This is a genomic window from Proteus sp. Marseille-Q3619 (assembly GCF_965283115.1).
The window spans coordinates 2,825,751-2,838,855 of record NZ_CBDIMP010000001.1; the positions used below are offsets into that span (position 1 = coordinate 2,825,751).

8 protein-coding genes are annotated in these 13,105 nt (G+C 38.5%); 1 reads left to right on the plus strand and 7 read right to left on the minus strand.

Annotated elements, in window-relative coordinates:
* Positions 1 to 4: 4 nt before the first annotated feature.
* From ACWPWK_RS13100 to ACWPWK_RS13120, 5 genes are all read right to left on the minus strand, one after another.
* The gene (locus ACWPWK_RS13100; RefSeq protein ID WP_109371885.1) at positions 5 to 2,803 is read right to left on the minus strand and encodes a M16 family metallopeptidase; all 2,799 of its coding nucleotides are present in this window, start codon (positions 2,801 to 2,803) and stop codon (positions 5 to 7) included.
* Positions 2,793 to 4,502: an ABC transporter ATP-binding protein/permease gene (locus ACWPWK_RS13105; RefSeq protein WP_109371883.1), complete on the minus strand. Its 1,710-nt coding sequence runs from the start codon at positions 4,500 to 4,502 to the stop codon at positions 2,793 to 2,795. The genes ACWPWK_RS13100 and ACWPWK_RS13105 overlap by 11 nt, the downstream gene beginning before the upstream one ends.
* A gap of 63 nt (positions 4,503 to 4,565) precedes the next feature.
* Positions 4,566 to 7,313, minus strand: a complete 2,748-nt coding sequence (locus tag ACWPWK_RS13110; RefSeq protein ID WP_109371881.1) for a TonB-dependent receptor — start codon at positions 7,311 to 7,313, stop codon at positions 4,566 to 4,568.
* A 103-nt stretch (positions 7,314 to 7,416) separates the two neighbouring features.
* On the minus strand, positions 7,417 to 8,445 hold the full coding sequence (locus ACWPWK_RS13115) for a FecR family protein (RefSeq protein ID WP_244185005.1): 1,029 nt from the start codon (positions 8,443 to 8,445) through the stop codon (positions 7,417 to 7,419).
* Positions 8,435 to 8,983, minus strand: coding sequence for an RNA polymerase sigma factor (locus tag ACWPWK_RS13120; protein ID WP_109371879.1), 549 nt, complete (start codon positions 8,981 to 8,983; stop codon positions 8,435 to 8,437). The genes ACWPWK_RS13115 and ACWPWK_RS13120 overlap by 11 nt, the downstream gene beginning before the upstream one ends.
* A gap of 171 nt (positions 8,984 to 9,154) precedes the next feature.
* On the opposite strand from ACWPWK_RS13120, the gene ACWPWK_RS13125 reads away from it, so the two are divergent.
* Complete coding sequence (locus ACWPWK_RS13125) at positions 9,155 to 9,952, plus strand: energy transducer TonB (protein WP_109371877.1); 798 nt, start codon at positions 9,155 to 9,157, stop codon at positions 9,950 to 9,952.
* A 322-nt stretch (positions 9,953 to 10,274) separates the two neighbouring features.
* Here ACWPWK_RS13125 and ACWPWK_RS13130 read toward each other — a convergent pair whose 3' ends face one another.
* Together ACWPWK_RS13130 and ettA are read right to left on the minus strand one after the other, a co-directional pair.
* The gene (locus tag ACWPWK_RS13130; protein ID WP_109371875.1) at positions 10,275 to 10,736 is read right to left on the minus strand and encodes a type II toxin-antitoxin system PemK/MazF family toxin; all 462 of its coding nucleotides are present in this window, start codon (positions 10,734 to 10,736) and stop codon (positions 10,275 to 10,277) included.
* Between the two features lie 560 nt (positions 10,737 to 11,296).
* Positions 11,297 to 12,964, minus strand: a complete 1,668-nt coding sequence (ettA, locus tag ACWPWK_RS13135; RefSeq protein WP_109371873.1) for an energy-dependent translational throttle protein EttA — start codon at positions 12,962 to 12,964, stop codon at positions 11,297 to 11,299.
* Positions 12,965 to 13,105 lie beyond the last annotated feature (141 nt).

Genomic DNA, 13,105 nt, shown 5'->3' on the forward strand with positions numbered 1-13,105 from the left:
ATTTTTATTTTTGATTTGGTGGCGTTAATTTAAATACTTTTTCATTTTCGCCTAGCCACTGACGAGCTACTTGGTTTATATCGTTAACACTTAATGTTTTTATAATGGCAGGATCAGTAAGTAAACGCTGATACTGCTGGTCATCAGTTGCAACTTGTGCAAGGGCATCTGTCCAATAGCTTGCACTGTCATTTACCTGTGAATTTTCAGTTAGCCAGATATTTTTAGCCTCTTGTAACTCTTTATCTGTAATGCCTGACTGCTTAACTTCGTTGACCACTTTACGCGCGAGAGTAATTAATTCATCTGCACGCTCAGGTGATGCTGTAAAGTTTAAACGGCTAGTATAGTAGCTTGTAGGGACTTTCGTTAACATTTCAGAGAAACCAAGTGAATAAATACCACCTGCTTTTTCACGTAGATTAAGTCTTAAGCGTTGGCTGATCACCGTATCGAGTAAATTTAGCGCTAATACTTGTTGCTGTGACCATTGAGCTGACGCTGCATATTGAATGCTAATCATGCTCTTATCACTACTTGCAATAGGATATGTTTTGCTAAACGAGGTAAGTTTAGGATTAATAGCGGGATCTGCCCAAAATAAGCGTTGCTCTGAACGTGTTGGCAGACTCGCAATCCAACGCTCAATAAGAGGTTTAACTTGATTTAGATTAACTGGGCCACTGATAACTAATGTCATATCAGCAGGTTGCCCTAAAATCATTTGGTTGGTTTGCTGTAATTGTTGGGCAGTAAACTGCTTCCAAGCACCTTGAGGAGAAACCACTAAACGATCGCCATTTTGATAACTTTCTTTATTGATATTATCTAAGAAGGTGCGTTCAACAGGCGTTTTTGAAATACCTAATGCCATCGCTTGTTTTTGTTGCTCTAACTTCTCGCCATTAAATTGCGGTGACGTGATTTTTAAGTGCATTAACGTGAGTAAAGTTTCCAACTCATCAATGGGGGCTTCACCACGGAAACCGTGGAATAACAGTTCGCTATAAGGACGTAAACTAATTTGGTGTTGTTTGGTAAATAACGCCAATTCCCGTGCATTATAATGACCATATCCACTGACTTCAGGTAATTTTAATGCCCATTGCACCATGCCTAAGCTTTGATTGGTTTCAAGGGATGAACCACCCGGAATACGCAATGAAACTTGAATATTATCTTTAAGATAACTGTCATTTTTCACAATCACTTTTACGTTATTGCTCAGTATCCACTCTTGTGTTTTTTCAATCGGCAGTGATTGCGTTGAAACAATGGAGCCTGTTTGTTCAGGTTTGATATCTAACACAACGGCTTGTGTTTTTAACGTAAATGCACCTGGATTTGATTGTCTAATTTCTTGCCAGCGTTGTGCTGCTTTAGTTGCACTAAATACATTGGCATCACTATCAGGACCAATAACCGCCACTCGTGGTGATGCTTGTTTTAGATATTGAGCAAAATAGTGTTCTAGTGTTTCAGGTGTCACTTTATTGATGAGTTGATAGCTTAAATTTAATGCCTGTTTTTTTGTTTGAATTGGCATCTCCAATTCGATCGCGGTGGTAATTTGATTGGCTAAATAATCGTGTTCGTAACGTTCTTCGCCCGCAGCTTGTTGACTTAGACGTTTTAACATTGCATTGCGAGCATTATCTAACTCTTCTTGAGTTACCGGAACAGAGGCTAGGCGTTGAACCTCGGTAAATAAGATATCTAACGCGCCTTGGTAATCATTACCTTTAGGGTGCGCAATCATCAATTGCTGTGAGCGGCGAGCGTCTAACATTGCGCCTTGCGCATTCGCGCTAATGGACGCAATCAAGCCATTATCGACGATAGTTGAGAAGCGTTGATTTAAAATTGATAGCCATAATGAATCCATTAGGTCGTCATATTGACCTTGGCGGCTATTTAAAGGCGCAGGCAAAGTACGTTGCAAGGTAAATTGCAAAATACGTGAGCCTTGTTCTTTATCGAAAATAGTCTTAACGAGTAAATCTTTATGATCGATAAAGTTGTGCCAAGATGGGTCGTCAATCCCTTTGTTCTCGCTATTTTTAGCGTTAAACAGTTGTTTAATATCTGCGATTGCATCGCCTTGATTAAAGTTACCCACCAGCACTAAAGCCATTCTTTCTGGTTGATACCAAGCATCATAATAACGTTTCGCATCTTTTACATCGCCATGTTTAACGATGTCTAAATCGCCAATAGGATCACGATCCAGATAACGGCTACCGTAATAACGTAATTCTTCTAACTGGCGGTTAATTCGAAAACCAATACCTTGGCGCAAACGCCATTCTTCAACAATAACAGGACGCTCTTTATCAAACTCAATAGGGTCAAATGTCATTTCAAATGCCCAATCTGATAAGATTTTTAGCCCTGTTTTAATTTGGATGGGATTTGCATTCGGCAATGACAATTTATAGGTAGTTGCATTTAAACTAGTTGCTGCATTAACGTGGCTACCTAATTTCATGCCTAGGCTTTCAAGTTGTTTAAAGCCCGTTGTACCCGGAAAGTGTGTGGTGCCTTTAAACGCCATATGTTCGGTAAAGTGTGAAAAACCAAGTTGCTTTTCATCTTCTTGTACAGAACCGCTTTTCACTAATAGGCGCATTTCAACGCCAGTTTGTTGGCGTTGCAGTAAGTAGACGTCTAAACCATTATCTAACGTAAAATGGCGAACATCAGGGCGCAGTGATAGCGTATTTTTGTCATTTTGATTAGGGGTGCTTGCAGCACACCCTAAAAGTGAAAGACTGACTGAAACAATCAGTAAATTACGATACATATTCGGTAGCTCCAGCAGGTTGAGAGGAGGGTACGGTAGGGGCTTTTAATGAAAGCACATTATCTGCAATCACATGTGTAAAGCGCTGGTGGCTGACTAAGGCAATACCCGCGGTTGGCAGATGTTGTTTTAGTAACTTCAACATGTTTAATGCATTTTGTTCATCAAGTGCTGATGTGGTTTCATCTAATAAAATAAGCTCTGGTTTATTGAGTAATAAACGGGCAAAAATAAGGCGTTGTTGCTCACCACCTGATAGGCGTGTTGTCCAATCAGTTTCCAGTGAAAGTTGATTTTTTATTTTATCTAAGCCCACCAAATGAAGCGCTTCTTCGTACTCTTTGGCGGAGAATTGATTAGGCTGATAAGGATAAGCGAGCAAACTATCTAAACGCGCAAAAGGCAGATACATACGCTGTGGGATCCAACACACATTTGGTGAGCGTTGAATTTCCCCTTTGAAATAAGGCCAATGTCCACTTAATGCTCTAAGCAGTGTTGATTTACCTAAACCAGAACAACCTTCGATAACGGTTAATTCACCTGCTTTTACAGAGAAATTAATATCTTGGATTAACAGGCTGTTATCTTGCATAAATAGAGAAAGATTGGCTTTCAGCTTAGTCTTTTTATCATTTAAATCAGTGACTTCTGGCTCATGATCGTGCTCTAAAAGCACCACGAAATTGTAAAGACGCGTCACTGTTGCTTGCCATGCAGCAATCTCTTTATAGGAGAAAATAAACCAGCTTAATGCACCAGCAACGCTAGAGAATGCTTGTCTCAACTGCATTAATCCCCCTAGCATTAATTCGCCAGCAAGGAATTTAGGTAAGGCAAAAATAATTGGCGCCATTGCAGTAGCTTGTTGGTAGCCCACAGTGAAGAATGCAAGATTTCTTTCGTAGCGGATAAGGTTATTCCAGTTATGAATAACCCCTAAAAAACGACCCATTAATTCATTACGATCACTGATTTCACCACGTTGGCCTGCAATCGCATCGCCATGTTGTTTACGGGTGATGAGTGCAGTACGGTAATCAGCTTCTTTGCGCTGTTTATCCATATTAATTTTACGCAGTGGCGAACCAATAAACTGCGTAATAGTGATCCCAATAATGGTATACACAATACAAGCCCAGAACATATAGCCAGGAATTGTCCACTCACTCCCACCTAATGTGAAAGAGATAGCGCCAGACAGTGACCAAAGAATGGTGGCAAAAGAGATAAGCGTAAGTAACGAGTGCAAAAATGTCACGGTTAAACGCATTGTTGATTCGATCAGTAAACGAATATCTTCTGCAATACGCTGATCTGGGTTATCAGGCTCTTGAGAAGTGAGTCTTAACATATAGTGTTTACTGTTTTTTGATAACCAGCGATCAAGCACTTGTTCAGTCATGCCTTCTCGCCAGCGAATGACCATTTTTTGGCGTAAAAAATCGCCCATTACTACCACAGTAATTAATCCCGCAATAATAATGACAAATTGTTGAAGGAGCTTGTATAACGCTTGTCCGTCAAGTTGTTGTAATGCGTTATAGAAACTGCCATTCCATTCATTCATTTTGACGTTAAACCAAACCGATGACAGGGTTAAGGTTAACGAGACAATCAATAGAAACCAGCAGTAAAGGGCGGCACGCCGCCCCCAAAAAGGTGAAACTAAATAGAAAAATTGTTTTATTGTTTTCATTGCTTATTGGTCATATTTTTATTGTTTATCGACTAGGTTGCTCACATTAACTTCGTCAATTTATTAATAGTCGTAGCTGACTTGTAACCAGAATTGACGACCTGGTTCATAAGATTTGTAATCTTTATCTTGGTAAGTGAAGTAGTCAGCCACATTTTTGGTGTTAAGGACATTATTCACTTCAACAGAAATACCGACACCATAAGCAAATTCAGGTTTCCAACCCAGTTTGGTATCCCAAGTAAAACGACTACTGTAATTACGTTTTTTGTATTCAAATAATGGGCCATATTCACTTGGTTTTGGCGCGCCATTATTGACTTTTTCTGCTTGTGAACGAGCACCATTCCATTGAAGTCGGTTATACCAAGTAATATCCCAATCATCCCAAACACTGGTGAGTTCAGCCGTTACTTTTAATGGTGAGTTAAAATTGCCAGAAGGTAAGTCTTTGGCATTGATGATTTTTCCGTCATACCAAACTTTGTCATAGTTCATTCCTTGTGAACTCGGATCGAAATTGGCGTAACCAGAATCTTTAGGGGTATTGGTTTTGCTTTTCTGCCAACTAATAGAAGCATTAAAAACATGATCTGCTTGGGCTAATTCCCAAGGCTGACTGTTTCTCACAGAAAGCGTTAAGGTATCGTGAGTGCTGCGACCATTATTATTGAAGTGACGAATTCTTATTTTGTCTTTGTCATTCGGGTATTTTGTATCACTACGGACTTCGTCACGACCTTCACGATGAACGTATTGCAGACGCCAAGTTGTAGACACAATTTCTTGTTGTAAACCTAACGTAATTTCATCGTTATACGGTGTTTTGAGAGAATCAACACCTTCAAAGTCGGTACGGTTTTCCCAATCATTTGGATTGTTGTTATCACAAGAGAAATAGCAATGCTGTAAGCCTGCATTTTGTGCCCCATACAGTGCGTAAGTCAGCATGGAACGACCGTAATAACGGTTTACACCACCAATAATTAAGGTATCACCTGTTCCCCAAAGATCATAAGTTCCGCTTAAACGTGGAGAAATATTATTTTTTTGAACAAAATCATCACGATCTAAACGGATACCAGGACGTAATGTGAGGCGTTTATATTGGATATTATCGTCGAGATAAATAGCGTAGTTAGTATACGAAGCATCATATGTGCCCGCTAAGAAACGCGTTGTTTGCTGCAATGAACCCATCCACTGATTATCCCATGTGGAACCCGTATAGGTGTAGTTGTAATAGGTTTTGTCGCGGATATAAGAGCCTTTAGTTCGGCTAATCTCAAATCCTGTCGTTGGCTGGTGACTTACGGCACCCCATTCAACAGGGTTAAATCGCATAATACTTTTTGCGTTATAGGTTTCTTGTCTACTTTTCAGATCACCTTGACCACCACTGCTAACCTGCTGTGGATTTTGCCAATCGGTATAATCTTTAATGGTAATAAAGTAGTCTTGATCATTAGTACGCTTATCTTCAAGGTTTTGATAACCCGCCGTTAATTCTAATGAACCAAGATCAAGTTGGTGTTTATAAAGTGCGGTAAAACTTAAACCATTATGTTCGTTGTCATAGCCTGAGTTATAGACAGAACCTGAGAATAAATAACTATTATAACGTGCAATATTGCTCGATAAATCAAGAGATTGTTTCTCTGAGATATCCCATGAATATTTAATAAAATAGTTATCTGATGTTCGAGTTTGATCTTTATAATGAGGCGTTTGCTCAACTTGTTCTAACTGACCATCTGGAGTCAGGATAATTCCGCCTTCTGCACTTATCATCATTGGGATCGTTGATTCACGACGAGATGCAGAGAAAATAAGTCCGGTGTTGTCTGTTAAGCCTGTTTCAAACCAACCACCAAAGTTTTGTTTATCGTATTTTTTCTGGAATCGAGCGGGATTACTAAAATCGTTATTTGCGGTATCAAAATTTAGTTTTGGATCGGTGAAAATATTGTTCCAGCTTGAACGTGTTGTACGATAATAGGCGTTAGCGTGTGTTTCACCAGACCAACGACGACTTTGTACTTCAACCGTTCCCCCCGTAAATCCGCCGAATTCGACAGGAATATTGTTATCGTAAACTGCGACGCTATCAATTAAGCGACTATCAAGGTACATCCCTTGTTCATCACTACTAATGCGTGTGTTGGTTTCACCTAAACCTGAATTTGCAGGGTCAAAATCGTTGTTAAAACTGACACCGTCAAGTTTATAGGAGTTTTGATAACTACTAGAGCCGTGAATAGAGATACGTGAAGGTTTAATTTCACCCTGATTCATTGAGGTGCTGTCGTTATTGGAAAATTGAACCGCAGGGTTACTTTTTAGTAAGTCAGTAACGTTTCCATCACCTGTATTACGCTGTTTTATCTCTTCTGAGGTGATGTATTGTGGGGCTGAAACCACATCAGTAGCTGGATGATATGTACTACCGACACCGGTTACTTTAACTTCAGGAATAACGATCGCGTTGGCAGTTGTAAGGGGACGAATAACAAACCCACTGCCTTGTGGAATAATTTCTAATCCACTCCCGATTAAGACTTTTTGTAATGCAGTTTGGGTTTCAAATTGACCTGAAAGTGCTGGAGCACGTAGGTTTTTAACCGAATTTGCATCAAATAAAATTTGTACTTGTCCTTGTTTTGCAATGGCACTTAATGAATCAGCTAAAGACTGCTCTGGTAAAGCCACTGAAACTGTAGATGCATAAGCGTAAGGTGCGGCAATCGTGGTACTTATTAGCAATGCTAGTAAAGACCTCTTAAGGATCCTTTTTTTGTTATTCATTCTCATTTCACCAATCCCATTCACTAACTTAATAATTGTTGTTACTAGGGAAGAGGGTGAAATGAGAATTATCCTCACCTGTAAAAAAGAATATTTTTCATATTTATTTTTACTTATTGATTATTAAAGCATTATTTTTATCAGTGAAAACAACATTAACCGGCAATATCAGTGGAATTGCGGTAATAAAGTCTTTGGCATCATTTATGTTAGCGATCCCTGAGACTTTCATTTTTGCGATTTCGGGGGAGGAAATTTGAATATTGATATCAAGATAAGGTTTGAGCTTGGTTATCACTTCATTCAATGGGCGCTCAAAGAAATGCAGTTGACCAAAACGCCAACTTCCCACGGAATCAATATTGACCGAAGAGATAACAAAGCTATCGCTGGCTAATTTGCTTGTAGCCTGAGAGCCTGCGTACAAATAGGCTGGCGAAGATTTCGGTGTTGCTTTTACTTCAACGATCCCTTCATGGACAGCAACGTTAATTTGATTGTTATCATAGCGACTAACTTCAAATTCAGTGCCAACTACTTTAATTAATCGGGTATCAGCATGCACATAGAAAGGGCGATACGGATTTGATTTTACCTTGAAATAGGCTTGTCCTTTATCCAACCATAAACGCCTTTCTTCTTGCACATAAGCCACTCTTACCTGTGTATTTCTGTTTAAATAGACTTTAGAGCCATCAGCTAAGGTCATTTCTTTCGGTAAATCGCTGGTTGCAAGTGTCATATTATCCATCAGTAATGCAGGTAAATGACTATAAGGAAGATATAAAACGGTGAGTAAACAAAGAGTAGCCGTGGTGTGGATCATCGGGCGCCAAGGAGAGCGTTTTTTCTTCTCAACGGTGGTTATTGTTGGGCGTGGTAATGCATCGCATTGACGCCAGATCCCTGCAATATCTTGATACGCTTGCCGGTTTACATCATTTTCTATCCACATTTTAAACGCTTGACGTTGCTGAGGTGTCATCCTTTGGCTATATTGTCGGGTGAACCAAAGGGCTGCTTGCTCATCAGTCGATCCATTGAGTAATTCATCATTAGTCTCCAAAAAAAGGGAGTCTAGATCCTCATCTGTGTGAGGTTTTATTTCCGGTATATTTTTTTCCGGCTTACTCATCATTCGAGCATTTCTCCTGTCCTGCATCGACATATCTTTTGCAATGTAATAGGGCAGCGGCAATATGTTTTTCCACCATACTGATTGAGATTTCCATTTGCTCTGCAATTTCGCTTTGTGATAGTCCATCAAAACGATAAAGAACAAATGCTTCTCGACGGCGTGGAGGTAATGTTTCAATTGCTTCGCTAAGTAGATCTAAACGCTGTTGATGCTCAACGACATACCCCGGATCAAGCTCCGTGGTATAACTTTGAGCGGCGTCATCTAATTCACAATCATCCTGATAGATATCTTTTTGCTTTTGATTTTTTCTCCAATGGTCAATCAAAACGTGGTTCGCTATTTTAAACAGAAAAGCACGCTGTTCTTGCACAGGTGTTTGTTCTTTTCTGTTTAGCCATAGTGTAAACACATCTTGAGACAAATCATCTGCATCATGGTAATTACCCGTACGTTTGTGGAAAAAACGCACAAGTTGTCCATAGGTTGATTGATAGGCACAACTAATTTTTTGTGCCAATGATTTATCGCTAGCCATAATCTCTGGTGTCTAAAAAAGAGTGAAATAATAAGCTCTTACTGCTTCTCATGCGAACAAGTTATGATAATTATCAAGCTAATTTTTTATTGTATTATTAATAATAAGCAATATCATTTGTGTTTATATTATGCCTATAATTCACAAGAAAGAAAATCAGAGGCAAGAATTATGAGTAGTATGTCGGCGACTTTTTCACGCCGTGGATCATTTTCTATTGGTGGATTAACCGCCAGTATTTTATTTCATGCAACGTTAGCCGTTGTCGTTATTGGCTGGATAACATCTAAAGATGAACGCCATGGTGTTTTACCACCAGCGATGACAATGGATCTTGGTATCTATCAATTAGCAAAGGCAGAAACAAAAGAAGTTCCTGTTGGGCCTGAAAAAGTGATGTCTGTTCCTGAACCCGCAGAGGTAGAGCCAGAGCCTATCAAAGAAGTGTTAGATTTACCTAAAATGCCTGTAGTAGAACAAGGCACTTATGAGCGTGTTCCAGAAAAGCCAAAAGTAAAACCAGTGGTGAAACCAAAACCTGTTGCGGTGAAAGTACCTGATGATCTTCCTGTCTCAGAAGCACCATCAGATGTAACAAGCGCACCTATTTCTGGTTCTAATACAAGTAGTAGTGCTCAATTTAATAGTTTATCCACCTCTTCTGTGAGTGGGCAAATGGGCTGGGAAAGTTTAGTTCATAGCCATATTAATGCCTATAAACGCTACCCACGCACAGCATTGCGCTTTAAAGCAACGGGCGTGACACAAGTTTCTATTGTGTTAAATGCAAAAGGTGAGTTATTAGACGCGAAAGTAGAAACATCATCGGGTAATCGTATTCTTGATAGAGAAGCGTTAAATACGATTAAACGTGCTTCGCCATTTCCAGCGCCTGAAAGCTATCGTTTAGTAAATGGTAATATTTCATTTACTGCGCCTTTAACGTTTGATTATAGGCAAGATAGCTAAGTTATTATTTACTACATAATAAACTAATTATTAAAAATAAATAATTTAAAGAAACAGAAACTAAAAAACCACCGTAAGGTGGTTTTTTAGTTTTAATCTTTGTGTTCGTCGGCATCGCAATTTTTCAGCGTCGCGGGGAAGATTGCCGCCTCTTTTGTCCCCACCAACGAAATAAGAGTATCATAGTGAAAATATAACAGCAATATAATTATTCAATAGAGTTTTTGTATAATAAAATCTCATTATCAACCTCATCAATATATAATGCATTGCTTTCATGGGTATACATATACATTTCTTTTAATATTAATAAGTCATTTTTTTAAGAATATAACTCTGATTCTAAATTTTTATTTGTTTTTCTTAATTCTTCAATTTCTGTATAAAATTTATTTTTTGATATTGATGATAGTAGCCCTTTATCTAATAATTTTTTATCTCCACGACAAAGTGAAGCTCGATAGTCCTCATTTCTATAATATTGATTGTATCCTTTTAATTTAAATAAAGGAGGAAGTATTCGCGTTACACAAACAGTTTGGATCATATCACATAAAGCATAAGTTTCTTTTTTAGCAAGATCACCAATGTTTTTTATTGATTCATCTGATAATTTAAAAATAGAGGAATTAACAGCTAAGTCATGAGGCTTTTTTGATGTGAGTGGAATGACTTTAACTCCTCTGTCATCTGCTTTTACGACAATCGCAGGTCTTCTCTTATGCATTTCATCCTGTTGAATATTATCAGGATAGCGTTTATTTGTTTTTATACTGGCATCCAAAGTGACACATGAGAAGATATGTCCAAATTCAACAATAATAATTTTACCAAGATATAATATTGATTTAGCACTTTTATAATTTTTATTTTTTAATGTTTGAGATAAATAAATATCATCTGAAACATTTCTTGGAGATAGCCAAATATTTATAATAATATTGTTCTCAGATAGAGTTTGAATTTTTGAACTTTTTATTTTCCATCTGTGTTCTTTTCTACCGATAAATGATTTTGTGATAAAAACAGGATAGAAATTTTCTTTATCAATGTTATCTCTAAATAGTGGAGTGATGATTTCATTTATACCATTTAGGATAACATGACCTAATAATATTTAGGTCTGATAATTATGAAATTCAAAATAATTAATTCTTATCATAATATAATCCGTTAAGTAATAGTGAGGTATATCTGTGTTTTCGGGATTATTTTAAATTAATGTGACTTTATTTTTTCTATTTTAAACTTTAAATATATTTATTAAATTTAAAACTAATTAAATATAAAAAAGCAGAGAATAATCTCTGCTTTTATTTTTAGTCGTAAGGAAAATAATTAAAACTATTTTGTCATGCGTTTGTATTTCATGCGACGAGGCTGAATAGCGTCGTTGCCTAATGTACGTTTTTTGTATTCTTCATATTCAGTAAAGTTACCTTCGAAGAATTCCACTTTACCTTCATCTTGATAATCGATGATATGAGTGGCAATACGGTCAAGGAACCAGCGGTCATGCGAGATAACCATTGCACAACCAGGAAACTCTAATAGGGCGTTTTCTAACGCACGTAAAGTTTCAACGTCGAGGTCGTTGGTTGGTTCATCGAGCAGTAACATGTTACCGCCAACTTGTAGCAGCTTCGCAAGGTGTAAACGACCACGCTCACCACCAGAAAGCTCGCCAACACGTTTACCTTGGTCAATACCTTTAAAGTTAAAACGACCAACATAGGCACGGCTTGGGATCTCAAAGTTGCCAATACGCATAATGTCTTGGCCACCTGAAACTTCTTCCCAAACAGTTTTACTGTCGTCCATGCTGTCACGGAACTGATCAACAGACGCCAGTTTAACAGTATCACCTAAAGTGAGTGTACCTGAGTCTGGTTGTTCTTGACCCGAGATCATACGAAATAGTGTTGATTTACCCGCACCGTTAGGGCCGATAATACCGACAATCGCCCCTTTAGGGATAGAGAAGCTTAAATTATCAATCAGAACGCGATCACCATAAGATTTTGTTAGATTATTAATTTCTAACACTTTATCCCCTAAACGTGGTCCAGGTGGAATAAAGAGTTCACTGGTCTCATTACGTTTTTGATAATCAACGCTGTTAAGTTCTTCAAAGCGAGCAAGACGTGCCTTGCCTTTTGCTTGACGGCCTTTAGGATTTTGGCGGATCCATTCAAGTTCTTTCTGAATAGATTTATGACGAGCCGCTTCAGTTGCCGCTTCTTGCTCAAGACGCGCGTCTTTTTGCTCTAACCATGAAGAGTAGTTACCTTCCCATGGAATACCTTCACCACGGTCAAGTTCTAAGATCCAACCCGCTACGTTATCAAGGAAGTAACGGTCGTGGGTGATCGCCACAACAGTACCTTCATAATCATGTAAGAAGCGCTCTAACCAAGCCACAGATTCTGCATCCAAGTGGTTAGTTGGTTCATCTAATAACAGCATATCTGGTTTTTCTAACAGGAGACGACAGATAGCAACACGGCGACGTTCACCTCCTGAAAGTTTCTCAATTTTTGCGTCCCATTCAGGTAAACGTAGCGCTTCTGCTGCACGCTCTAATTGATTTTCAAGGTTATGGCCATCATGAGATTGAATAATCGCTTCTAACTGACCTTGTTCTTTTGCTAATTTATCGAAATCAGCATCAGGATCGGCATAAGCCGCATAAACTTCATCAAGGCGGTTTAATGCGTTTTTCAGTTCGCTGACGGCTTCTTCAACGGCTTCACGTACTGTATGTTCTGGGTTTAATTTTGGTTCTTGTGGTAAGTAACCAATTTTAATACCTGGTTGTGGACGTGCTTCACCTTCGATATCAGTATCAATACCTGCCATGATGCGTAGTAATGTTGATTTACCAGCACCATTAAGACCAAGCACACCAATTTTCGCGCCCGGGAAGAAGCTGAGTGAAATGTTTTTAAGGATATGTCGCTTAGGTGGGACAATTTTCCCGACACGCAACATACTATAAACGTATTGAGCCACTATAATTACCCTTTGATTATAAAAGAGATTTTATCTGAGGTGCCACTTTTTGCGCTAAAAACAAATTTTTTGTGATTAAGCCGCGTATTTATGGTACCAAAATGAACAATAGCAAAGTCGATGCCAGTATTTTGCCAAAGA

What these genes read in the sequence shown, in the direction of transcription:
- ACWPWK_RS13100 (WP_109371885.1), bottom strand. Translation starts at nt 2,803, where the DNA reads ATGTATCGTAATTTACTGATTGTTTCAGTCAGTCTTTCACTTTTAGGG.
- ACWPWK_RS13105 (WP_109371883.1), bottom strand. Translation starts at nt 4,502, where the DNA reads ATGAAAACAATAAAACAATTTTTCTATTTAGTTTCACCTTTTTGGGGG.
- ACWPWK_RS13120 (WP_109371879.1), bottom strand. Translation starts at nt 8,983, where the DNA reads ATGGCTAGCGATAAATCATTGGCACAAAAAATTAGTTGTGCCTATCAA.
- ACWPWK_RS13110 (WP_109371881.1), bottom strand. Translation starts at nt 7,313, where the DNA reads ATGAGAATGAATAACAAAAAAAGGATCCTTAAGAGGTCTTTACTAGCA.
- ACWPWK_RS13125 (WP_109371877.1), top strand. Translation starts at nt 9,155, where the DNA reads ATGAGTAGTATGTCGGCGACTTTTTCACGCCGTGGATCATTTTCTATT.
- ACWPWK_RS13115 (WP_244185005.1), bottom strand. Translation starts at nt 8,445, where the DNA reads ATGATGAGTAAGCCGGAAAAAAATATACCGGAAATAAAACCTCACACA.